This is a genomic window from Enterobacter sp. CCUG 70166, from assembly GCF_020224095.1.
Taxonomy (GTDB): Bacteria; Pseudomonadota; Gammaproteobacteria; order Enterobacterales; family Enterobacteriaceae; genus Enterobacter; species Enterobacter intestinihominis.
Genome location: NZ_NRIQ01000028.1, coordinates 61,001 through 85,072, shown reverse-complemented (window position 1 = coordinate 85,072; position 24,072 = coordinate 61,001). Strand labels below are relative to the sequence as shown.

Genomic DNA, 24,072 nt, shown 5'->3' with positions numbered 1-24,072 from the left:
CAGTTGTGTGTCAATTTTTGTCATGAGTAATGCTATGAGCGTGATTACCCCCGTCGCGACGACAATGCGTCGGATCACTGAGCAGGACAACCCGGCTATCGCCGCCGTTATCCGCACGGTATCGGCCGAATATGGCCTGACCGCCGACAAAGGCTACACCGTGGCCGATCCCAATCTGGACAAACTTTTTCAGCTGTACAGCCAGCCGGGCCATGCCTATTGGGTCATCGAGCAGGACAGCCAGGTCGTGGGCGGCGGCGGCATTGCCCCCCTGCTCTGCAGCGAGCCGGATATCTGTGAACTTCAGAAAATGTATTTCCTGCCAACGATACGCGGACAAGGCCTGGCGAAAAAGCTGGCGCTGGTCGCCCTGGAACATGCACGCTCACAGGGCTTTAAACGTTGCTACCTTGAAACCACCGCTTTCCTTAAAGAGGCCATTGGCCTGTATGAGCATCTGGGCTTTGAGCATATCGATGCCCCACTGGGCTGCACGGGCCACGTGGACTGCGAAGTCAGGATGCTGAAAAGTCTGTAAGTTTTGTTCCTGCCGTCTTCTGTTAAGCGTCTGTAAACTGAATGCTCTACACTCACAGTTCACACCAAAACAGGGGAAACGCGATGTCGAAGATAAAAAGCTACGCCGCACCGCAGGCGGGTGCAGAACTTGAGCTGTACGAGTACGATGCGGGCGAACTAAAAGCGGAAGACGTCGAAGTACAGGTGGATTACTGCGGGATCTGCCATTCAGACCTCTCGATGATCGACAATGAATGGGGCTTTTCCAGCTATCCGCTGGTTGCCGGGCACGAAGTCATTGGCCGCGTCGTGGCGCTCGGCAGCGCCGCGCAGGACAAAGGGCTGAAAGTGGGCCAGCGCGTGGGTATCGGCTGGACGGCACGCAGCTGCGGCCACTGCGACGCCTGTATTAGCGGTAACCAGATCAACTGCCTTGAGGGCGCTACGCCGACCATCCTGAACAAGGGTGGTTTCGCCGATAAACTACGCGCCGACTGGCAATGGGTTATCCCGCTGCCGGACAGCATTGATATTGAATCCGCAGGTCCGCTGCTGTGTGGCGGTATAACCGTATTTAAACCGCTGCTGATGCATCACGTAACTGCCACCAGCCGCGTGGGCGTGATCGGTATTGGCGGGCTGGGGCATATTGCCATCAAACTGCTGCACGCGATGGGCTGTGAAGTGACGGCGTTCAGCTCGAACCCGGCGAAAGAGCAGGAAGTGCTGGCGATGGGTGCGGATAAAGTGGTGAACAGTCGCGATCCCGAGGCGCTCACCGCTCTGGCAGGTCAGTTTGACCTGATCATCAACACCGTCAACGTCGATCTCGACTGGCAGCCGTACTTTGAGGCCCTGGCCTACGGTGGTAACTTCCACACCGTGGGTGCGGTGATGAAGCCGCTGCCGGTTCCGGCGTTTACCCTGATCGGCGGCGATCGCAGCGTATCCGGATCTGCTACCGGCACGCCATATGAGTTACGCAAGCTGATGAAGTTTGCCGGACGCACAAAAGTGGCGCCGACCACCGAACTGTATCCGATGTCAAAAATCAACGAAGCAATCCAGCACGTGCGCGACGGTAAAGCCCGCTACCGCGTAGTGTTGAAAGCGGATTTCTGATGTGAGTTTGCCGGGGAATGTGCGGCCTGATGCCCTCACCCCAACCCTCTCCCACAGGGAGAGGGCGCAAACACTAAAAACGGTAACGGTTGTTACCGTTTTGCATCTACCATGGTCTTAAACACTTCCGCCACCGCGACCGCTCCCGGATCCATCACCCCATCCAGGTTCTCTTTATTGACATACGACGAGCGTCCCGCGCCGGCTTTCGCCATTTTTGCCGTTGCTTCGGCGCCCTGCTGCGCAGCCTGCGCCGCCGTCCGCAGATCGCTATCCCTTAACGCCTCCAGCGCCGGTTGCAGGGCGTCGATCAGCGTGCGATCCCCAAGATCTGCACCGCCATACTGCTTCATCTGCGCCAGTCCGCTCAACAATGCTTCTGGTAGCGGCTGTCCATCGTGAAGCTTTTGTCCTGCCGCCGTGAAGAAGATCGACATCAGCACCCCGCTCGACCCGCCCATTACCGTAGCCAGCCGCTCCCCCACCAGCAGGAGTAATGTCGGCACGTCGTTAAGGGGCAGGTTGTTCTCCTCAAGTCGCTGCGCAATATCCCGCGCCCCTTGCGCAAAGGTGGAGCCCGTATCGCCATCGCCTACTTTGGCATCCAGCGCGTTGAGGCGGTTTTCCAGCTGGATCAATGTCTTCGTTACCGAAGCGACGGCCTCGCTCACCTGCGGATTGTCCGATGGGGTATATTCCACGCGGTCATGAAGGGCGCTATGGGGGACGGTACGCAGGGGCGCGAACGCGACGGGCTTCTGCCAGCCCAGCGTCTCGACCTCGGCGTGTATCGCCTTCTCGAAGAAATCGCTGAGCTTTAACAGCGTTAGCGAAAACCCTTTCATATCCAGCGCACTCACCAGCGGCGCCGGGCCAATCAGATACGCAATGTTCTCTTTCAGCGCCGAATGCGCCAGCTCTTTGGTGAGCAGAGCCATCTCAAGCGCTGACACGCCGCCGAGGTTGTTGATCAGCACCGCAAAGCGCCCGTCACCCGCCTGCGCGCGTAACGGCGTCACCAGCGTGTCGATAATGGCTTTGCTGTTTTGCGTATCCACCACCGATGCCCCCGGCTCGCCGTGAATGCCCAAACCCAGCTCGACATGGCCTTGTTTTATGCGCCCCTCTTCATCATCGCTGCCCGGCAGGTTGCACGTTTGCATCGCCACGCCCAGGCTCCAGAGGTTATCGCAGGCCTGTTGCGCTATATCCCGAACGTCGTTTAGCGATTTCCCCTGCTCTGCCGCATATCCCGCAATCTTATGCACCAGCGCCGTTCCCGCGATACCACGCGGCTGCTTGTTATCCGGCAGGGCAATATCATCCGCGACGATAACCATCTCCACCTTCAGGCCGTAGCGTTTGGCTTTTTCCGCTGCCAGGCCAAAGTTAAGCCGGTCGCCGGTGTAGTTTTTCACAATTAGCAGGCAGCCACGATCGCCCGTCACCGCCACAATGGCATTGAGGACCGCATCCACGCTTGGGGAGGCGAACAAATCGCCACACACCGCTGCGGTAAGCATGCCTTTACCGACGAACCCGGCATGTGCCGGTTCATGGCCGGAGCCGCCACCGGAGATCACCGCCACGCGGCTTTTATCCCAGTCGCCGCGTGCCACCACGCGGATGGCCGGATCGATATCCAGTTTGACGAGATTACCGTGCGGCGCGGAGAGAAGTATGCCTTCAATGGCATCGTTGACAAGCTGTTTGCGGTCGTTAAAAAAGAATCTGGACATAGTTTCCCAAAATTTTGTTTACCGTATGCAAAAGCATAGTCCGCACTGGATAATGCGCCGCAAAGTGAGGAATTTACGCAGACATTTTGCCGTCAGGTTGCCTATACTCCACCCAGGACTACGAGAGGACGTGCATCATGAGTACACCATTGTTAATCGCCAGGACGCTGGAAAAAGAGCTGTTTTTACTGCCCGCGATGGCGAACCGTCATGGCCTGATCACCGGCGCGACCGGGACGGGAAAAACCGTCACCCTGCAAAAGCTGGCTGAGTCGTTGTCCGAGGCTGGCGTGCCGGTTTTTATGGCTGACGTGAAGGGCGATTTAACCGGGGTGGCTCAGGAAGGCACGGCGTCAGAAAAACTGCTCGAGCGCCTGAAAAATATCGGCATCACGGACTGGACGCCGCACGGTAATCCAGTGGTGGTCTGGGATATCTTCGGCGAAAAAGGGCATCCGGTGCGCGCCACCGTCTCCGACCTCGGCCCTTTGCTGCTGGCCCGTCTGCTTAATCTTAACGACGTGCAGTCCGGGGTGCTGAACATTATCTTCCGTATCGCCGACGATCAGGGCTTACTGCTGCTCGACTTCAAAGATCTGCGCGCCATCACCCAGTACATTGGCGATAACGCCAAATCCTTCCAGAACCAGTACGGCAATATCAGCAGCGCCTCGGTGGGCGCCATTCAGCGCGGGCTCCTGACGCTGGAGCAACAGGGCGCCGAGCATTTCTTCGGCGAGCCAATGCTGGATATCAAAGACTGGATGCGCACCGACAGCAGCGGCAAAGGCATCATCAACATTCTGAGCGCAGAGAAGCTCTACCAGATGCCGAAGCTCTACGCCGCCAGCCTGCTGTGGATGCTCTCTGAACTCTACGAACAACTGCCGGAAGCAGGCGATCTGGAAAAACCCAAACTGGTGTTCTTCTTTGACGAAGCGCACCTGTTGTTTAACGACGCGCCGCAGGTGCTGCTGGATAAAATTGAACAGGTTATCCGCCTGATCCGCTCCAAAGGCGTCGGGGTCTGGTTTGTGTCGCAAAACCCGTCGGATATTCCGGACAACGTACTGGGGCAACTGGGTAACCGCGTGCAGCACGCCCTGCGCGCCTTTACGCCGAAAGATCAGAAAGCGGTGAAAGCCGCGGCGCAAACCATGCGTGCCAATCCGGCCTTTGATACCGAAACCGCCATTCAGGCGCTGGGCACCGGTGAAGCGCTGATTTCGTTCCTCGATGCAAAAGGCAGCCCGACAGTTGTCGAGCGCGCGATGGTGATTGCGCCCTGCTCGCGCATGGGGCCAGTAACGGACGATGAACGCAACGGCCTGATCAACCACTCCCCGGTGTACGGGAAGTATGAAGACGAGGTGGATCGCGAATCCGCGTTCGAGATGCTGCAAAAAGGGGTGCAGGCGACTGCCGAATCGCAGGATGCGCCTGCCGCCAAAGGGCAATCTGTAGCCGTGGACGACGGCATTCTCGGCGGGCTGAAAGATATTCTGTTCGGCAGCACCGGGCCGCGCGGCGGCAAACGCGATGGCGTGGTGCAGACCATGGCAAAAAGCGCGACGCGTCAGATTACCAACCAGATAGTGCGCGGTATGCTGGGAAGTCTGTTAGGCGGCCGTCGCCGGTAGCGGTGGAACCCACGGGCGGCCAAGCGCCGACCCCTGTACGCCGTTCTCCTGTAGATAGCGGTCGATTTCCAGCATCCCCGTCCAGCGGTTCTCACACCAGAGCGGTGCCAGAAGCGTTGGGCGGCGGGCGCTTGCCGAGATGCGGTGGTAAACAATCTCCGGCGGCGTGTGGCGAATCATCTCCCCCGCCGTCACCGTATAGTCGTCGAGTTCGATGCCACTTAACCGCCCCGCTTCCCAGGCTTTCGCCATAATGCTTCCCGTAACGATATGCAGCGGGTGCAGCTTAATGCCGTCCACGCCGGTCTCGACGACTTTTTCCAGCGTTTCAAGGCCATGCTGCTGCCCTTCTCCCGGCAAGCCGACAATCAGATGCGAGCAGACTTTTAATCCACGCTCGCGGGCGAGACGCGTGGTGCGCTGGTAGCAGGCAAAATCATGCCCGCGATTGATACGGTGCAGGGTTTTGTCGTGCGCGGTCTGCAAGCCCAGCTCCAGCCAGATCTCGTAGCCCTTCTCTTTGTACTCGCTAAGTAAATCCAGCACGGCGTCCGGCACGCAGTCCGGACGCGTCCCCACGCACAGCCCGACAATGTTCGCTTGAGCAACCGCCTGTTGATACATAGCGCGCAGCACCTGCACCTCCGCCCACGTGCTGGTGTAGGCCTGGAAATAGGCCAGATATTGCTTCGCGCGGTTCACCAGACTCGCCTGATGGGCGAGCTGTTCAGCGATAGATTTATGCTGTTGAGCTTCATCAGCAAACGAGGCCACGTTACAGAAGGTGCAGCCACCACGCCCGATGGTGCCATCGCGGTTCGGACAGCTAAAGCCGCCGTGCAGCGTCAGTTTGTGAACCTTTTGTCCGTAGCGCTGCAAAAGATCCCCACCAAACATATTGACTAATTTCTGTAACTGCATAATCTGATAGACCGTCCCGAAGAAAGGGGACAAGCCTGCCATTTTTAGCCTCTGTCGGCGATGACCTGGATCAATCGCCCTGGACGGCCTTTATCTATTTGAATAAATAATCACGATTACCGAGATTTCATTCACCCTGCACGTAATTACTTTTCCTTATGTTCTGATGGTTTTTTTCATTTATAGCGCCAGGTCTGAAAAACAGTGATTTTATGCGGGTTTGAATGCCACCCCAGATTATTATTCTGCTATAAATCTGCATTTCAGCACGCTGCATTGATAATACCGCTTTCATATAGTGAGTCAGATCACACTCCCCTGCACCTTCCCGGCGCTTTAAGTGGTTGTAAAAATAGTGAAATCATCAATAAAAACAACAATATGACCACTCTTTAGCGCATTTTTGTATAAATAAGATTGCCATTTGACCTGTGTACCAATTCCCGATAAGTTGGAAATCCGCTGGAAGCTTTCTGGATGAGCGGCCTGCTCATCATATTTATGCAGTAATTGAGATTCCCTCTGAAGCAAGTCCTCAAACTTGTTTACCTGCGCGAAAGGATGAAAAAGAGGGCGAATGCGAGGTCCGCGTATGAAACGCTAACCCCGTCGCCATGCTCTTTCTGCGCCTGTGCGCCACGGTAAAGTTCAGTGGGAAGCCCGACGAGCCTGGGGAGGTTCACTGATATGTTGTACGATAAATCCCTTGAGAAGGATAACTGTGGTTTCGGCCTGATCGCCCACATAGAAGGCGAACCTAGCCACAAGGTAGTGCGTACTGCTATTCACGCACTGGCCCGTATGCAGCACCGTGGCGCCATCCTTGCCGATGGTAAAACCGGCGACGGTTGCGGTCTGCTGCTGCAAAAACCGGATCGTTTCTTCCGCATCGTGGCGGAAGAGCGCGGCTGGCGTTTAGCCAAAAACTACGCTGTCGGTATGCTGTTCCTGAATCAGGATCCTGAAAAAGCTGCCGCGTCACGCCGCATCGTTGAAGAAGAACTTCAGCGTGAAACCCTGTCGATTGTCGGCTGGCGCGATGTGCCAACCAACGAAGGGGTGCTCGGTGAAATCGCCCTCTCCTCGCTGCCTCGTATTGAACAGATTTTCGTCAACGCGCCTGCGGGCTGGCGTCCGCGTGATATGGAACGCCGTCTGTTTATTGCCCGCCGCCGCATTGAAAAACGTCTTCAGGACGATAAAGAGTTCTACGTCTGTAGCCTCTCTAACCTGGTGAACATCTATAAAGGTCTATGCATGCCGGCTGACCTGCCGCGCTTCTACCTGGACCTGGCGGATCTGCGTCTGGAATCGGCCATTTGCCTGTTCCACCAGCGCTTCTCCACCAACACCGTTCCACGCTGGCCGCTGGCTCAGCCGTTCCGCTACCTGGCGCACAACGGTGAGATCAACACCATCACCGGTAACCGCCAGTGGGCCCGCGCCCGTACCTATAAGTTCCAGACCCCGCTGATCCCGGACCTGCACGATGCCGCGCCGTTCGTGAACGAAACCGGCTCGGACTCCAGCTCAATGGATAACATGCTGGAACTGCTGCTGGCGGGCGGGATGGATATCGTGCGCGCCATGCGTCTGCTTGTACCGCCGGCCTGGCAGAACAACCCGGATATGGACCCTGAGCTGCGCGCGTTCTTTGACTTTAACTCCATGCACATGGAGCCGTGGGATGGCCCGGCAGGCATCGTTATGTCCGACGGACGTTTTGCCGCCTGTAACCTGGACCGTAACGGTCTGCGTCCGGCGCGCTATGTCATTACCAAAGACAAGCTCATCACCTGTGCCTCTGAAGTGGGTATCTGGGATTACCAGCCAGACGAAGTGGTCGAGAAAGGCCGCGTCGGACCGGGCGAGCTGATGGTGATTGACACCCGCGGTGGGCGTATTCTGCACTCTGCTGAAACCGACAACGATCTGAAGAGCCGCCATCCGTACAAAGAGTGGATGGAGAAAAACGTGCGTCGTCTGGTGCCGTTTGAAGATCTGTCAGACGAAGAAGTGGGTAGACGCGAGCTGGACGATGACACCCTCGCGAGCTTCCAGAAGCAGTTTAACTACAGCGCGGAAGAGCTGGACTCGGTTATTCGCGTGCTCGGCGAAAACGGCCAGGAAGCGGTCGGCTCAATGGGTGACGATACCCCGTTTGCTGTGCTCTCCAGCCAGCCACGCATTATTTACGACTATTTCCGTCAGCAGTTTGCGCAAGTCACCAACCCGCCAATCGATCCGCTGCGCGAAGCCCACGTCATGTCGCTGGCCACCAGCATCGGCCGTGAGATGAACGTATTCTGTGAAGCCGAAGGTCAGGCGCACCGTCTGACCTTTAAATCACCGATCCTGCTGTACTCCGATTTCAAACAGCTCACCACCATGACCGAGGAGCACTATCGCGCCGACACGCTCGATATCACCTTCGACGTGACCGAAACGAGCCTCGAAGAGACGGTGAACGCGCTGTGCGACAAAGCCGAGCAGATGGTGCGTAACGGCACCGTTCTGCTGGTGCTGTCTGACCGCAACATCGCGAAAAACCGTCTGCCGGTGCCTGCACCCATGGCGGTGGGGGCTATCCAGACGCGTCTGGTGGACAAGAGCCTGCGCTGCGATGCCAACATCATCGTTGAAACTGCGAGCGCGCGCGACCCGCACCACTTTGCGGTGCTGTTAGGATTTGGCGCCACGGCGATCTACCCGTATCTGGCCTACGAAACACTGGCCCGCCTGGTGGATACCCGCGCGATCGACAAAGACTACCGTGCTGTGATGCTGAACTACCGTAACGGCATCAACAAAGGTCTGTACAAGATCATGTCCAAAATGGGCATCTCGACCATCGCCTCTTACCGCTGCTCGAAGCTGTTTGAGGCGGTCGGTCTGCATGACGACGTTGCCAACCTCTGCTTCCAGGGCGTGATCAGCCGTATTGGTGGCGCAGGCTTTGCTGACTTCCAGCAGGATCTGGTGAACCTGTCGAAACGCGCCTGGCTGGCACGTAAGCCGCTGGAACAGGGCGGTCTGCTGAAATACGTTCACGGGGGTGAGTATCACGCTTATAACCCGGACGTGGTGCGCACACTGCAACAGGCGGTGCAGAGCGGCGAGTACAGCGATTATCAGCAGTATGCTGAGCTGGTGAACAACCGTCCGGCGGCGACGCTGCGCGATCTCATTGCCCTCAATCCGGGTGAGGAAGCGGTCAGCATTGACGAGGTTGAACCCGCATCTGAGCTGTTCAAACGTTTTGATACTGCGGCGATGTCTATCGGCGCGCTGAGCCCGGAAGCCCACGAAGCGCTGGCGGAAGCCATGAACAGCATCGGCGGCAACTCCAACTCCGGCGAAGGCGGTGAAGATCCTGCCCGTTACGGCACCAATAAAGTGTCCCGTATCAAGCAGGTAGCGTCCGGCCGTTTCGGCGTAACGCCTGCGTACCTGGTTAACGCCGACGTGATCCAGATTAAGGTCGCGCAGGGGGCAAAACCGGGTGAAGGCGGTCAGCTGCCGGGTGATAAAGTCACCCCGTACATCGCTAAGCTTCGCTACTCGGTGCCGGGCGTGACGCTGATCTCCCCGCCGCCACACCACGATATTTACTCTATCGAGGATCTGGCGCAGCTGATTTTCGACCTGAAACAGGTCAACCCGAAAGCGATGATCTCCGTGAAGCTGGTTTCCGAGCCGGGCGTTGGCACCATCGCCACCGGCGTGGCGAAAGCCTATGCGGATTTGATCACCATCGCCGGCTACGACGGCGGCACCGGCGCAAGCCCGCTCTCCTCCGTAAAATACGCGGGTTGTCCGTGGGAGCTTGGTCTGGTGGAAACCCAGCAGGCGCTGGTCGCCAATGGCCTGCGTCACAAGATCCGTTTGCAGGTAGACGGCGGGCTGAAAACCGGCCTCGACATCATCAAAGCGGCGATTCTGGGTGCGGAAAGCTTCGGCTTCGGTACCGGCCCGATGGTTGCGCTCGGCTGTAAATACCTGCGTATTTGCCACCTGAACAACTGCGCAACGGGCGTTGCTACCCAGGACGAAAAGCTGCGTAAGAATCACTATCACGGCCTCCCGTTCAAAGTGACTAACTACTTTGACTTCATCGCCCGTGAAACCCGCGAGCTGATGGCGCAGCTGGGCGTGAAGCGTCTGGTGGATCTGATTGGCCGTACCGACCTGCTGAAAGAGCTTGAGGGCTTCACGGCCAAGCAGCAGAAGCTGGAGCTGTCTAAGCTGCTGGAAACCGCTCAGCCGCATCCTGGCAAAGCGGTTTACTGCACCGAGAACAACCCGCCGTTCGACAACGGCGTGCTGAACGCGCAGCTGCTGCAACAGGCGAAGCCGTACGTGGATGAGAAGCAGAGCAAAACGTTCTGGTTTGATATCCGCAACACCGATCGTTCCGTGGGTGCATCCCTCTCCGGTTACATCGCGCAAACGCACGGTGACCAGGGCCTGGCGTCGGATCCGATTACCGCGCACTTCAGCGGTACCGCGGGTCAGAGCTTCGGTGTGTGGAACGCGGGCGGCGTTGAGTTATACCTGACCGGTGATGCCAACGACTACGTCGGAAAAGGCATGGCGGGCGGTCTGCTGGCGGTGCGTCCTCCGGTTGGTTCAGCCTTCCGCAGCCATGAAGCAAGCATCATCGGCAATACCTGTCTGTACGGTGCAACCGGCGGTCGTCTGTTTGCCGCGGGCCGTGCGGGCGAGCGTTTTGCGGTGCGTAACTCCGGTGCCATCACCGTGGTGGAAGGCATCGGCGATAACGGCTGTGAATACATGACGGGCGGAATTGTGTGCGTCCTGGGTAAAACCGGCGTGAACTTTGGCGCGGGCATGACGGGCGGTTTTGCCTACGTCCTGGATGAAGACGGTGAGTTCCGCAAACGCGTGAACCCGGAACTGGTGGAAGTGCTGGACGTTGATACGCTGGCCATCCACGAAGAACACCTGCGCGGCTTAATTACCGAACACGTGCAGCATACCGGTTCTTCGCGCGGCGAAGAGATCCTGGCCAACTGGCCGGCGTTCTCTGCGAAATTTGCGCTGGTTAAGCCGAAGTCCAGCGATGTTAAAGCCCTGTTGGGTCACCGTAGTCGTAGCGCAGCAGAGCTGCGCGTGCAGGCGCAGTAAGGAATTCAGATGAGCCAGAACGTTTACCAGTTTATCGACCTTCAGCGTGTTGATCCGCCAAAGAAACCGCTGAAGATCCGTAAAATTGAATTTGTTGAAATCTACGAGCCGTTTTCAGAAGGCCAGGCCAAAGCACAGGCAGACCGCTGCCTGTCCTGCGGTAACCCTTACTGCGAATGGAAGTGTCCGGTCCATAACTACATCCCGAACTGGCTGAAGCTGGCCAACGAAGGGCGTATTTTTGAAGCCGCCGAGCTGTCTCATCAGACCAACACCCTGCCGGAAGTGTGCGGCCGCGTGTGCCCTCAGGATCGTCTGTGTGAAGGCTCCTGTACGCTGAACGACGAGTTTGGCGCGGTGACCATCGGCAACATCGAACGTTATATCAACGATAAAGCGTTCGAAATGGGCTGGCGGCCGGATATGACCGGTGTGCGTCAAACCGACAAGCGCGTGGCGATTATTGGCGCGGGCCCGGCAGGCCTTGCCTGTGCGGACGTGCTGACCCGTAACGGCGTGAAAGCGGTGGTCTTTGATCGCCACCCGGAGATTGGCGGCCTGCTGACCTTCGGTATCCCGGCCTTCAAGCTGGAGAAAGAGGTGATGACCCGCCGCCGCGAAATCTTCACCGGCATGGGCATTGAGTTCAAACTCAACACCGAAGTGGGCCGCGACGTGCAGCTCGACGACCTGCTGAAAGATTACGACGCCGTGTTCCTGGGCGTAGGCACTTATCAGTCCATGCGCGGTGGTCTGGAGAACGAAGATGCGCCAGGCGTGTACGACGCGCTGCCGTTCCTGATTGCGAATACCAAACAGCTAATGGGCTACGGCGAGACCGCCGATGAGCCGTTCGTCAGCATGGAAGGCAAACGCGTGGTGGTGCTGGGCGGCGGTGATACCGCGATGGACTGCGTGCGTACCTCCATTCGTCAGAACGCGGCGCACGTCATCTGTGCTTACCGTCGTGACGAAGAGAACATGCCGGGCTCTAAGCGCGAAGTGAAAAACGCGCGTGAAGAGGGCGTGGAGTTCCAGTTCAACATCCAGCCTCTGGGTATTGAGGTGAATGCCAACGGTAGAGTGAGCGGCGTGAAGATGGCGCGCACGGAGATGGGCGCGCCGGATGCGAAAGGCCGTCGTCGCGCGGAGATCGTGGCCGGTTCTGAACACGTGATCCCGGCTGACGCCGTGGTGATGGCGTTTGGTTTCCGTCCTCACAGCATGGAGTGGCTGGCGAAGCACAGCGTAGAGCTGGACTCTCAGGGCCGCATAATTGCGCCGGAAGGCAGCGACAACGCGTTCCAGACCAGCAACCCGAAAATCTTCGCCGGTGGCGACATCGTTCGCGGCTCTGACCTGGTGGTGACGGCGATTGCCGAAGGCCGTAAAGCGGCTGACGGGATCATGAACTTCCTGGAAGTGTAAGCCCCTCTGACTCCCCGGCAGAAGCATAAAGCGGAACGCTGGGGAGCCTGTTTTCAGTAGCCTGCCCTTAAGTTAATGATACCTTTTTAAGCAAAAAAGCAGCGTAAATCCTGACGTAAACGTTTGCTTTCATGAAAAAACTGTATATTATGCGGCGGATTTTTTGGCCAAAATTCAAGGAGGCGTTGTGTCGCAAGATAACAATTATAGCCAGGGCCCCGTCCCTCTGGCGGCGCGGAAAGGCGTGGTTCCACTCACTTTTGTGATGTTAGGGTTAACCTTTTTTTCCGCCAGTATGTGGACCGGAGGTACGCTCGGTACCGGTCTTTCCTATAATGATTTCTTCCTCGCAGTTCTCTTCGGCAATCTCCTCCTCGGTATTTACACTGCTTTTCTTGGCTACATTGGCGCAAAAACCGGCCTCTCAACCCATCTTCTTGCGCGTTACTCGTTCGGTATAAAAGGTTCCTGGCTTCCCTCCATGCTTTTAGGCGGTACGCAGGTAGGATGGTTTGGCGTCGGCGTAGCGATGTTTGCCATCCCGGTGAGTAAAGCCACGGGCATCGACGTCAATATCCTGATCGCGGTATCCGGTCTGTTGATGACCATGACCATCTTCTTTGGTATCTCAGCGCTGACGATTCTGTCGATCATCGCCGTTCCCGCGATAGTTATCCTCGGCAGCTACTCCGTCTGGCTGGCGGTGCACGGCGTGGGCGGGCTGGATCATTTAAAAGCGATGGTGCCACAGACCCCGCTCAATTTTTCAGGCGCGCTGGCGCTGGTCGTCGGCTCCTTCATCAGCGCCGGAACGCTGACCGCCGACTTCGTCCGCTTTGGGCGTAACGCGAAAGGCGCCGTGGTGGTGGCAATGGTGGCGTTTTTCCTTGGCAACTCGCTGATGTTTATCTTCGGTGCGGCAGGCGCCGCGGCAGTTGGACAGGCGGATATCTCGGACGTGATGATCGCTCAGGGGCTACTGCTGCCCGCCATTATCGTTCTCGGCCTGAACATCTGGACAACCAACGACAACGCGCTCTATGCGTCGGGTCTGGGCTTTGCCAACGTGACCGGCCTTTCCAGCCGCACGCTGTCGGTGGTTAACGGTATTATCGGCACGCTCTGCGCGCTGTGGCTGTACAATAACTTTGTCGGCTGGCTCACCTTTCTGTCGGCGGCGATCCCTCCCGTCGGTGGGGTGATTATCGCCGACTATCTGATCAACCGCCGCCGCTACGCCAGCTTCCATAGCGCTACCTTTGTGCCGGTCAACTGGGTAGCCATTCTTTCGGTCGCGCTCGGCGTGGCTGCAGGGAATATTATTCCCGGTATAGTGCCGGTGAATGCGGTCCTCGGTGGCGTATTCAGCTACCTTCTGTTAACCCCCTTAGTCAGACGTACCTTTGCTACCGCCCCGGAGGCTCCCCATGCAGAATAATACCCTCACCATTCGTCAGGCCCGTTTACAGGGGCAAGAGGGGTTATGGCAGATCGCAATTGAAAACGGGCGCTTTAGCCGTATTGAACCGCAGGACGCGGCATCGTCACCGGTGGGCCAGGTGCTTGATGCTGAAGGCGGGCTGATCATTCCCCCTTTCGTTGAGCCGCATATCCATCTGGATACCACTCAAACGGCTGGTGAACCGAGCTGGAACCAGTCTGGTACCTTATTCGAGGGGATTGAGCGCTGGGCTGAACGTAAGGCGCTGCTCACCCACGAAGATGTTAAGACCCGCGCAATGCAGACGCTGAAATGGCAGATGGCCAACGGCATTCAGCATGTGCGTACTCACGTTGACGTCTCCGATCCCACGCTGACGGCGCTGAAAGCGATGCTGGAAGTGAAGCAGGAGGTCGCCCCGTGGGTCGATCTGCAAATCGTGGCGTTCCCCCAGGAGGGCATTCTTTCTTATCCCAACGGTGAAGCGTTGCTGGAAGAGGCGGTGCGTATGGGGGCGGACGTTATTGGCGCAATTCCGCACTTTGAATTTACCCGCGAGTATGGTGTGGAGTCGTTGCACAAAACCTTCGCACTGGCGCAGAAGTACGACAGGCTGATCGACGTACACTGCGACGAAATCGATGATGAACAGTCGCGCTTCGTGGAAACCGTCGCCGCGCTGGCGCACCGTGATGGGATGGGCGCGCGCGTTACCGCCAGCCATACCACAGCGATGCACTCCTATAATGGTGCCTACGCGTCCCGCCTGTTTCGTTTGCTGAAAATGTCGGGCATCAACTTCGTCGCCAATCCGCTGGTGAACATCCACCTTCAGGGCCGTTTCGACACCTATCCTAAGCGCCGCGGCGTAACGCGCGTGAAAGAGATGCTGGAGGCGGGGATCAACGTCTGCTTTGGGCATGATGACGTTTTCGATCCGTGGTATCCCCTGGGCACCGCCAATATGTTGCAGGTGCTGCATATGGGTTTACACGTCTGCCAGCTGATGGGGTACGGGCAGATTAACGACGGGCTGAATCTGATCACCACCCACAGCGCGAAAACGCTCAACCTGCAGGACTACGGCGTGAAGGTGGGTAATTCTGCGAACCTGGTTGTTTTACCGGCCGAAAATGGCTTTGATGCGGTTCGTCGCCAGACGCCAGCGCGTTATTCGGTTCGTCACGGGCGGGTTATCGCCGAGACGGTACCCAGCCAGACAACGCTGCATCTGACGCAGCCGGAAGCGGTGACCTTTAAACGGTAATTATCGTTTCAGGAAATCTCATCCGGAGACGTATCAGCCTGTTTACGCTTTATCAGGTCTACAAACCGCAGCCTCTTTGCAGACCTGGTAAGCGCGGCGCCAGCGGTGAACTGGCGCGTCTATTTTCGATATTCTTTTGCAGAAGAGAGATTATAAATAGACCAGCGTAATCACCGCCTCGCCGTCCAACTTGATCTCTTGCCCGCTGCCAAGCCCGTTGGCGACAGCGGCGCTCACCTGTAGCGGAACAACCGCCGATGAGATCGGCTGCGGAATATCCGTGCCTTTTTGCACAAACGTATAGAAAAAGTCCTGCTGGGTCGGCAAGGGCAATAGCGTCGTGCGCGTCCATGGACCATTTTTGGTCGCGGCCCCGGCGATCTCCACCTGAACAGCGGCACTTTCGTCGGCTGCCGTCACGCCTGCCGCGTTAATTTGCACCCCATAACTGCCAATCGGCTTCTGCTCGCTGGTCAATCCTAAACCAAACAGGCGGGTCGTATCACGCACATAGGCACCGTTATTTATCTGGAATTTTACCCCTTCTTGCCCGGATTTATCTTTGCCAACGACCACGGAACTGGCGCGGGTATCACGCGCGGTAATCGCAACTCCCGTAGAAGATTCACACGTCACCGATAGTGTAAGATCGCGAGTACCAAGCTGTGTGAATGCGCTGGAGGAGAGCGACCCCGCATAGCGCGTGCCGAAATCTACCACACCGCCATTGCTCAACGCCGGTGTACAGGCGGCAGCGTCAACGGTGACATCCACATCAATATTGACCGTATCAGTTGCCCATACCGCTGAAGCGGCAGACATTCCGCAGAGTAATAGCGCTATACGCTTTTTCATTGTACATCCATCCTTACGCGTAAATTTCCGCGCCACACTTCTCTGTCCGTAATATGGTTACTTTTGAAGCGCGGTTTGATGGTAAGCGTGACAGACGCCGTTTTTCCCCGCAGCTCCTGACCGTTGATAAACGCAATCCCTTCGTTAAGCGCTGGCGCGATCTCTCTCACGCCGCCATTGGTAACCCACGGGTCGCCGGCATGGATAGCCGCCAGATTGACTGTACGATCGTCCACCGTTGCCTGCGCGGCAGTAACGCGCATGACGCCGTTATCACCAAAACCAAATTCATGCCCTTTCGGTACGTTACTGCCCAGAAAGAGACGAATACGCGACGGTTCATCACATATCACGTTCAGGACAATCTGTTTCTCCGGCATCTCAATCAACGTGTTCCCTTCCGCCTGGCGCTCTGCGGCACTCATACGGCCATAGCTGAGTTTTTGCTGGCTTGATACTAACTGGCAGTCAGCCATAGCATGCAGAGAAAACGCCATTGCGCACACGGCTAAAAAAAGCGCCTTCATTTACACACCTCACTGACAGTTTCATAGAATGTATCGGTATTTGCCTCTTTCGGAAGCTTCAGACCAAATGCACAGGTGCCGTTATCCAGTTTTGCCACCACCTGTTGAGCAGGTTCAACATCGTTAAAAAAGACCACGCCGTCATCCACTGAGGTCGTAAGATAATTTCCGTGCGAATCCTCAAGGGCGATCCCTTTCGGCAGCTTTTTACCGTTTGCCAGGGTAACGTTCACCAGTGCACGTCGCTGGGTTAACGCAGTAAAATCAAGATGCCCTACCGCTCCTTTGCCAAGCGTGACGACACGGGTTCCATTCCCGATATCCATATTTTTCGGCAATGTTTCCGTATCCACTTCTACCCGCGCTGGGCGCCAGGCTCCCACTGACGGTACCACTGCCTGACCACGGAAGTCGGTCCATACCGGCCCCTGGGGCGTGTCAATCCTCACACCGGAGACGGGTTTATCCAGAGCAGCGATCGCGAACGTGTCGCGGATCGCCCATGGAGAGAACGTAACGCCTTGTCCATGAACCGCGATGCCCCCCTGTAGCGATCCTGAATAGCTGCGGCTATTCTCGTTATCCGAACTGGCGCTCAGGCCAAGCTGCGTATAGTGAAGGTTGCTGCTTATCCCACCGTTTACATTATCGCGATTCGTGGCCTGATCGTGTTCAGCTCCCAGCGACCAGGATGTGGTATCACTTACAACGCCAAGCGCAGAGGCGCCATACCGCGTTTTATGGTCATCATGACGGCTGTACAGGCTAACGCTATTGCTGGCACCAAAAGGAATACTGAAGTTGACGTAGAACAGATCGCCATCATCCTCATTCTCCTCATCTGCACTCAACTGATGTTGCCAGTTCATGGAAATCGTGGCGTACTTGAATGACTTGTTCCAACCCGCAGAGATGAAGCGGGAATCATCTGACTTATCATAACCCTGCGTTTGGTAGTAGCTGGTGCTAAGCGTGCCTAAGTAGGGCACACTCCAGGTCAGCCCGGCGGAATACTCATTTTTATTACCGCTGTCGAAATCATCATCCAGTGCTTCAAAAAGTTCGCGATAGTCTTGCGATTTATGCGTAACAGAGGCGTTAGCCCCCATGCCAAATGCGGGGTCAGAACTCCATGTTGCCGATAGCGTGTACCTCTGCCCTTTCAGTGAATCTTTCGAATCGTTGGACTGGTTCGCCTGGAGTGAAACAAGCCAGGCTGGTAGCGGCACTGTATCAAGGCTGGTGGCGACAGCCTGGTAATCTTCTCCTACGATTGAGCCTGCGTTGACATTCACCCGTTCGCTTAGTTTCCAGCCTCCAGAAAGGCTGGCTACCCATGGCGTTTCACTATAGCTATCGCTCACTCGTCCCAGCGCGAAGTGATATCCTGAAGGCGCCCCTGCGCTCTGGTTATACAGCGCTGCGGGCACCACATAGCTGTGCTGGCTGCCATCGGTTTCCACTACCGTCACGTTCAGATCGCTAACGCCGTTACGTACCGGCACATCGGTGAGATTAAACGGCCCGACCGGCACCAGTGTGCTGTACACCAGAACATTTTGCTGACGCACTTCAATACGGGCCTGAGGCGTATTGGCGATACCGGACACGCTCACTCCGCTACCGCCCTGTTGTAAGGCGCTCTCCGGTGAAAGCTCAATACCATAAATTCCCGTTCCCTGAAGAAGGGAGTTATTGATATTGACCTCGCCCGCCCTTAGGGTACTTTTCAGGGGGACAAAAGTATGCTGCAAATAGGTCGACGAGTTATTACTCTCGAATTCTCCGTCGCTCCGGCTCAGCAGTTGCTGAGTACGTAAGATCCAGTCGTCGAAATTGACCCCACCGTCCAGCATGGCCTGTGAAAAGTCAGAGTGCCCGTCACCAAACTCATTGCGCGAGGAGAGAAGAGAATAATTCAACAGCGCAGCAGTGCCACCGGAAGTATAAGCTCCGATATCCGATTCGCTGTTTGCTACCCGATCCGCCGGTACAACCAGACTTAGAGATTCTTGCGCAGGCGAAGCCTCCACAATAGCGCTCGGGATATGACCGGTATAATCGTAGCAGCCGGACTCATAGTCAGAGGGAACTTTTAATCCTGCCTGCTCCATAAAAGGTTTGTCGAAACAGAGATCGCCGTTGTTGTCGAAACGAGCAATAACGTTGCCTTTATTATCACCATTCACCTTCAGAGCGACGGAAACGCTACCCGGTAAATACTTCGTCTTGCGAGAGAAATAATTTGATACGTCCGGGTTTATCCCCAGTGAACGAAGCGTTTCCTGATCAAAATTAATGGCAGCAGTCTCCATCTGCTGAGCCATCGCCTGGCCAGAACAGACCAGGCCAATGAGACAGGCGAGTAACGTTTTTTGCTGCATATCCTTTGCTGTCCTTATAGAGGCTTACTTCAAATCTGTAGTAAAGCGATCCCCTTTATAGCCGTAACGACTCGCCGGATAGAATTCAACTTTATTATCAGAGAAATTTGGTAATGTTGTTTTTATCGAGGTGTGAGGGAGGATGTAGGTCTTATCCAGCACACCCGCTTTTCCTGAGGGTAATGTTTTAAAGGATGCCGTTATACGAACAACGTAATCGCTGGGATTGTTGATAACCAGGCCATCACCCTTTTTGTTCCATGTCAAAAATTTCCATGGCTGCGTCTCCTCAGGTAGACCCGCAGGATGAATTACAACAGGAAGATCCTGGCGGATAGTCAACGCAACTTTATCTTCTCCTTTCTCCTTTGGAGGAATGCCTTCGAACGTGACGCGTTTAAGTTCTTCATACTTCATGGGTTTGCTGGTTTGCAGCAGAAAACGCATTCGCTGTGTTTCCCCGGCGTCGACACGGACTACAGGTTGAGAAACGATTAAACGAATAGATTTATCGCTATCAGGTAAATCTACAATGTTTGTATAAAGCAATGCAGGCTGCGAATCCGTATTTTTAACATTCATACTGGCTTCGCCTTTTTGTGCATCGACTAATAAAACCGATGTTTCTGGAACCATACCGGTGGCACAACACTTTGTCGCTACAGCCAACAACGCAAGATATAGAATTTTCTTCATGACTTTCCACTCACATAAATAAATAAAAATCATACCGGCATTATTTTTATTATTCTTGCGGCAGAGAAAGCTATTTTAATGCAAAAAAAGCGTGACAATGGCTTTTAAATACTCTAACCATTGCCACGTTAATTAAGCGTTAAATTATTAGAGATATACCAGACTAATGGTTGCGTTACCGTCCAGCGTAATTACGTCAGTCGTACCTAATACCGAGTTATCCTGCACTGCAGAGGTAACCAGCAACGGCACGCTAAGCTGTTTGAAGGCTTTTGGCTGCGTGGTACCGGCTGTTGCTACGGTATTCGCTTTTTGGTAGCCCGTGCAGCCGTTAAGCGAGCAGAGGTAACCCAGGCCTGGCGCAACTTTCTCCCAGGAACGCTGGCCTTCAGTGATGCTCCCTGTTACCAGGGTGTCAACATTCGCGCCATCCGCTGTGACCGCTTCAGTATTGATGGCAACGGTGTAAGCACCAATGCTCACGCCAGCGGTGGTTTTACCCAGACCAAAGGCACCAGCGGTGTTGCTGAAGTCTGATTTATCCGTACCGCTACCTGCGATAAACGCGGTTGAAGACAGGTTAACGCGACTGTCCAGGCGGTTATCGGTGGAGGTAAAAGCAACGCTCATGTTGCTTTCGCAACTGATATTTAGCGTGATGCTTTTCTGCCCCAATTGTACCAGCTTGTTTGTCGCACCGGTCGGTGCAATATTTTGGTTCAGTACCGTTCCATAATCTACAACGCCGCCATCAGGCAGGGTCGGCGTACATGCAGCCGGGTTAATCGTACCGACAACTTTCAGCGTAACATCGTTAGCGGCCTGGGCAGCAAAAGCGGATAAACCGAAGGCTACGGCGACGGTTGCTGCCGAGAGTACTTTTTTAAATTCCATTATTTTCATTTCCCGATTTATTTTCTACAGCATTTAGCAATAACGAATATCAAAGATAAACAAGGCTCAGCGTGGCATTACCGTCAAGCGTGATAGTATCGCCTGTACCCAATACAGTGTTGTCCTGAAGCGCAGTTGTAATGCGTAACGGCATATTCATAACTTTAAAAGCTTTTGGTGTGGTGGTTCCCGATGCAGCAGCCGTAAAGACACGTGTCTGGCCTGTGCCACTGTTAACTGGTGCAAAAGCACCCGTACTGGATTTTACCCAGGTATAATTTGATGTATCGGTACCTGTGGCTGCAATGAGATCAGCGACAACACCATCTGTTGTTGTATTAACGGGATCTGCTGCAATGACATAGGAGCCAATATTCACACCCGCACTCGTTTTACCCAAGCCATAGGCGTTTCCTGAAGCGTTAGCATTTACATTATCGAAAAACCCATTTTCAATATAAGCGGCGCTCCCCAGGCCCACACGAGTATCATGGCGGTTATCCGTAGAAGTCACCCCAACGCTGGTATCGCTGTCACAGGTAATAGTGAGAGTAATACTTTTAGCCCCCAACTGAACCAGTGTATTCGCCGTGCCAGTTGGATTGATGGTAGAAGCTGGCATTGTGCCATAATCTACCACTCCACCGTTTGGCAGTGAGGGTACGCAGGAACCAGGAACGATATTACCAATAACTTTCAACGTCACATCATTAGCAGCGTGTGCATTTGACATGGCGAGGGCTGCACAAATAGCAGCAGATGAAAATAATTTTTTAAAAGTGATATTCATAATTTGTCCTTAAAAGAAAATCCGTTTTTGTTAACGCACATATATATTTTCACAGGGTGATATCGGATACAATCAAATTAAAATAAAACATTATTGAAGATAAATTTAACTGTCCTACAGAAAATAACCCAACAAGATTAATCCCATGCCAATTAATAGACCGATATCTTTTGCAAAGACACAAGTTTTTTAGAGAGTAATTTTATGCAGAAAATAAAAAAACCTGCACAGCTGTGCAGGTTCGGAAAAAATATTGTGCTTTATGAAGTTTATTTGACGACACGGAGTGCCGGACGACCACCGCGCGGAGGCGGATCGTCATCAGGGTCATTGTCGTCGTGATGATCGGGTTTATCGCCATCAATCACAGACATTACCGTGTCGCTTTCACGTTCATCGGATGTCCCATCATCGTTCAGGCTGGCGACCTCTTCATCATAAGCCGCTTCCGGTTCGAACATGGTACCTGCACCGTTTTCACGGGCGTAGATAGCCAGAACCGCAGCCAGCGGAACGGAAACCTGACGCGGCACGCCGCCGAAACGCGCATTAAAGCGCACTTCGTCGTTCGCCAGTTCCAGGTTACCCACTGCACGTGGCGCAATATTCAGTACAATCTGTCCGTCGCGTGCGTATTCCATTGGAACCTGCACGCCCGGCAACGTCACATCCACAACCAGGTGCGGCGTGAGCTGGTTATCCAGCAGCCATTCATAGAAGGCGCGCAGCAGATACGGACGGCGTGGTGAAAGTTGTGACATTTCCACAGTCATTAGCCTCGGCCGAGACGCATTTCGCGCTCCGGTTCAGTTAAGGATGCCAGGAAAGAGTCGCGTTCGAATACGCGAGTCATGTAGCCTTTCAGCTCTTTCGCGCCAGGACCGCTGAATTCTACGCCCAGGGTTGGCAGGCGCCACAGCAGCGGTGCCAGGTAGCAATCTACCAGGCTGAACTCATCGCTCAGGAAGAAAGGTTTTTGACCAAATACCGGCGCAATCGCCAGCAGCTCTTCACGCAGCTGTTTACGCGCAGCATCCGCTTCTGAAGAGGAACCGTTAACGATAACGTTCATCAGCGAGTACCAGTCTTTCTCGATACGCTGCATGTACAGGCGGCTTTCACCACGCGCAACAGGGTAAACAGGCATCAGCGGCGGATGCGGGAAACGCTCATCCAGGTATTCCATAATGATACGGGATTCCCACAGGGTCAGCTCACGATCCACCAGCGTCGGTACGCTTTGGCTCGGGTTGAGATCGATCAGATCCTGAGGCGGGTTATCCTTTTCCACATGCTCGATCTCAAAACTGACACCCTTCTCGGCCAGCACGATACGAACCTGATGGCTATAAATGTCAGTAGGACCAGAAAACAGCGTCATTACCGAACGTTTGTTGGCAGCGACAGCCACGAAAACCTCCAGGTATATTCAGAATTTTTACTGCTACCAGCCCAACGGGGCCAGCCAGATGATGTATCGCCCATCCCAGAGAAAACACATTGTTCAAGAATCGAACAAAAATCGAGTATTCACCGATATTTGGGCATAAAATTGGATGATAGTTTACCAGATTTTGATGGCTTTGTGGTGAGGGGATGCCGGAAATGTGGAAAAAGAGAAGATATATGAAATGTTACTGTGGATAACCTGCGCATTATCCATAAAAAAACCCGCCGAAGCGGGTTTTTCGCCAATCGTTCTGCGTAAGCAGAATAGATTAACGTTTGGAGAACTGTGGACGACGACGTGCTTTACGCAGACCCACTTTCTTACGTTCAACCTGACGAGCGTCACGAGTAACGAAGCCAGCTTTACGCAGTTCAGAACGCAGGGATTCGTCGTACTCCATCAGCGCGCGGGTGATACCGTGACGGATCGCACCTGCCTGACCGGAGATACCACCACCTTTAACGGTGATGTACAGATCCAGTTTTTCTACCATATCAACCAGTTCCAGCGGCTGGCGAACTACCATGCGGGCAGTTTCGCGACCGAAGTATTGTTCCAGAGAACGCTGGTTAATTACGATTTTACCACTGCCCGGTTTAATGAAAACGCGAGCTGCGGAACTTTTGCGGCGACCAGTGCCGTAGTATTGATTTTCAGCCATTGCCTATAATCCCGATTAGATGTCAAGAACTTGCGGTTGCTGTGCCGCGTGGTTGTGCTCGTTGCCTGCGTAAACTTTCAGTTTACGGAACATAGCACGACCCAGCGGGCCTTTTGGCAGCATGCCTTTAACCGCGATTTCAATCACACGCTCAGGACGGCGGGCAATCATCTCTTCAAAGGTCGCTTCTTTGATACCACCGATGTGGCCGGTGTGGTGGTAGTACATTTTGTCAGTACGCTTGTTGCCGGTAACAGCAACTTTGTCAGCGTTCAGAACGATGATGTAATCACCGGTATCAACGTGCGGAGTATATTCCGCTTTATGCTTACCGCGCAGGCGACGAGCCAGTTCAGTAGCCAGACGGCCCAGAGTTTTACCGGTCGCGTCAACAACATACCAGTCGCGCTGTACGGTTTCTGGTTTAGCTGTAAAAGTTTTCATTAAAAGCTTACCCAAATAATAAGTTACACGTTGGTGAACACCCAAACGTTTAGTCAGTTGAGGTTCACACGACAAAGTCCGGCAAACCTACCCCTTCGAATAGCACATGCCGACACATAGAAAGTTTCGGGAAAAAAACCTTCTCG

General features: G+C 54.8%; 19 protein-coding genes. 7 read left to right on the top strand and 12 right to left on the bottom strand.

The features are described from left to right. The first annotated feature begins 34 nt into the window (after nucleotides 1-34). Both CKK19_RS12605 and ahr read left to right on the top strand, forming a co-directional pair. Complete coding sequence (locus tag CKK19_RS12605) at nucleotides 35-538, top strand: GNAT family N-acetyltransferase (RefSeq protein WP_063853592.1); 504 nt, start codon at nucleotides 35-37, stop codon at nucleotides 536-538. An 83-nt stretch (nucleotides 539-621) separates the two neighbouring features. After that, nucleotides 622-1,641, top strand: coding sequence for an NADPH-dependent aldehyde reductase Ahr (gene ahr, locus CKK19_RS12600; protein WP_022649538.1), 1,020 nt, complete (start codon nucleotides 622-624; stop codon nucleotides 1,639-1,641). A 92-nt stretch (nucleotides 1,642-1,733) separates the two neighbouring features. Here the strand turns inward: ahr and CKK19_RS12595 are convergent, their stop codons facing one another. Then, on the bottom strand, nucleotides 1,734-3,380 hold the full coding sequence (locus CKK19_RS12595) for a dihydroxyacetone kinase subunit DhaK (protein WP_063853590.1): 1,647 nt from the start codon (nucleotides 3,378-3,380) through the stop codon (nucleotides 1,734-1,736). Between the two features lie 137 nt (nucleotides 3,381-3,517). Between CKK19_RS12595 and CKK19_RS12590 the strand changes: the two genes are divergently transcribed. Further along, the gene (locus CKK19_RS12590) at nucleotides 3,518-5,020 is read left to right on the top strand and encodes a helicase HerA-like C-terminal domain-containing protein (RefSeq protein ID WP_038416799.1); all 1,503 of its coding nucleotides are present in this window, start codon (nucleotides 3,518-3,520) and stop codon (nucleotides 5,018-5,020) included. On the opposite strand, the gene CKK19_RS12585 is transcribed toward CKK19_RS12590, so the two are convergent. Continuing rightward, nucleotides 5,000-5,941, bottom strand: a complete 942-nt coding sequence (locus tag CKK19_RS12585; RefSeq protein WP_096147825.1) for a TIGR01212 family radical SAM protein — start codon at nucleotides 5,939-5,941, stop codon at nucleotides 5,000-5,002. The two genes, CKK19_RS12590 and CKK19_RS12585, sit on opposite strands and share 21 nt — an antisense overlap. A 687-nt stretch (nucleotides 5,942-6,628) precedes the next feature. Between CKK19_RS12585 and gltB the strand changes: the two genes are divergently transcribed. From gltB to CKK19_RS12565, 4 genes are all read left to right on the top strand, one after another. Beyond that, a complete protein-coding gene (gene gltB / locus CKK19_RS12580) occupies nucleotides 6,629-11,089 on the top strand; it encodes a glutamate synthase large subunit (RefSeq protein WP_063853589.1) in 4,461 nt (1,486 codons plus the stop codon). A gap of 9 nt (nucleotides 11,090-11,098) precedes the next feature. Then, nucleotides 11,099-12,517, top strand: coding sequence for a glutamate synthase subunit GltD (gltD, locus tag CKK19_RS12575; RefSeq protein ID WP_023298729.1), 1,419 nt, complete (start codon nucleotides 11,099-11,101; stop codon nucleotides 12,515-12,517). Nucleotides 12,518-12,704: 187 nt separating this feature from the next. Then, entirely contained in the window at nucleotides 12,705-13,955 is a 1,251-nt protein-coding gene (gene codB / locus CKK19_RS12570) for a cytosine permease (RefSeq protein WP_063853588.1), read from the top strand. Further along, nucleotides 13,945-15,225: a cytosine deaminase gene (locus CKK19_RS12565; protein ID WP_058677026.1), complete on the top strand. Its 1,281-nt coding sequence runs from the start codon at nucleotides 13,945-13,947 to the stop codon at nucleotides 15,223-15,225. Before codB ends, CKK19_RS12565 begins: the two co-directional genes overlap by 11 nt. 150 nt (nucleotides 15,226-15,375) lie before the next feature. On the opposite strand, the gene CKK19_RS12560 is transcribed toward CKK19_RS12565, so the two are convergent. The 10 genes from CKK19_RS12560 to rplM all read right to left on the bottom strand — a co-directional run bounded on the left by CKK19_RS12560 (nucleotide 15,376) and on the right by rplM (nucleotide 23,926). Further along, the gene (locus CKK19_RS12560) at nucleotides 15,376-16,080 is read right to left on the bottom strand and encodes a DUF1120 domain-containing protein (protein ID WP_225455149.1); all 705 of its coding nucleotides are present in this window, start codon (nucleotides 16,078-16,080) and stop codon (nucleotides 15,376-15,378) included. Further along, nucleotides 16,077-16,607, bottom strand: a complete 531-nt coding sequence (locus CKK19_RS12555) for a hypothetical protein (RefSeq protein ID WP_023307075.1) — start codon at nucleotides 16,605-16,607, stop codon at nucleotides 16,077-16,079. The genes CKK19_RS12560 and CKK19_RS12555 overlap by 4 nt, the downstream gene beginning before the upstream one ends. Then, nucleotides 16,604-18,991, bottom strand: a complete 2,388-nt coding sequence (locus CKK19_RS12550) for a fimbrial biogenesis usher protein (RefSeq protein WP_063853587.1) — start codon at nucleotides 18,989-18,991, stop codon at nucleotides 16,604-16,606. Before CKK19_RS12550 ends, CKK19_RS12555 begins: the two co-directional genes overlap by 4 nt. 24 nt (nucleotides 18,992-19,015) lie before the next feature. Continuing rightward, nucleotides 19,016-19,687, bottom strand: coding sequence for a fimbria/pilus chaperone family protein (locus CKK19_RS12545; protein ID WP_022649549.1), 672 nt, complete (start codon nucleotides 19,685-19,687; stop codon nucleotides 19,016-19,018). Nucleotides 19,688-19,834: 147 nt separating this feature from the next. After that, nucleotides 19,835-20,581, bottom strand: a complete 747-nt coding sequence (locus CKK19_RS12540; protein WP_022649550.1) for a DUF1120 domain-containing protein — start codon at nucleotides 20,579-20,581, stop codon at nucleotides 19,835-19,837. A gap of 49 nt (nucleotides 20,582-20,630) precedes the next feature. Then, nucleotides 20,631-21,371 (bottom strand): DUF1120 domain-containing protein, encoded by a 741-nt coding sequence (locus tag CKK19_RS12535; RefSeq protein ID WP_022649551.1) that lies wholly within the window; start codon nucleotides 21,369-21,371, stop codon nucleotides 20,631-20,633. A gap of 269 nt (nucleotides 21,372-21,640) precedes the next feature. Next, the gene (gene sspB / locus CKK19_RS12530; RefSeq protein ID WP_032622090.1) at nucleotides 21,641-22,138 is read right to left on the bottom strand and encodes a ClpXP protease specificity-enhancing factor; all 498 of its coding nucleotides are present in this window, start codon (nucleotides 22,136-22,138) and stop codon (nucleotides 21,641-21,643) included. A gap of 5 nt (nucleotides 22,139-22,143) precedes the next feature. Further along, a complete protein-coding gene (gene sspA / locus CKK19_RS12525) occupies nucleotides 22,144-22,782 on the bottom strand; it encodes a stringent starvation protein SspA (protein ID WP_003860438.1) in 639 nt (212 codons plus the stop codon). Between the two features lie 307 nt (nucleotides 22,783-23,089). Beyond that, a complete protein-coding gene (rpsI, locus tag CKK19_RS12520) occupies nucleotides 23,090-23,482 on the bottom strand; it encodes a 30S ribosomal protein S9 (RefSeq protein ID WP_003860436.1) in 393 nt (130 codons plus the stop codon). 15 nt (nucleotides 23,483-23,497) lie between these two features. Then, a complete protein-coding gene (gene rplM, locus CKK19_RS12515; RefSeq protein WP_003860434.1) occupies nucleotides 23,498-23,926 on the bottom strand; it encodes a 50S ribosomal protein L13 in 429 nt (142 codons plus the stop codon). Nucleotides 23,927-24,072: the final 146 nt, after the last annotated feature.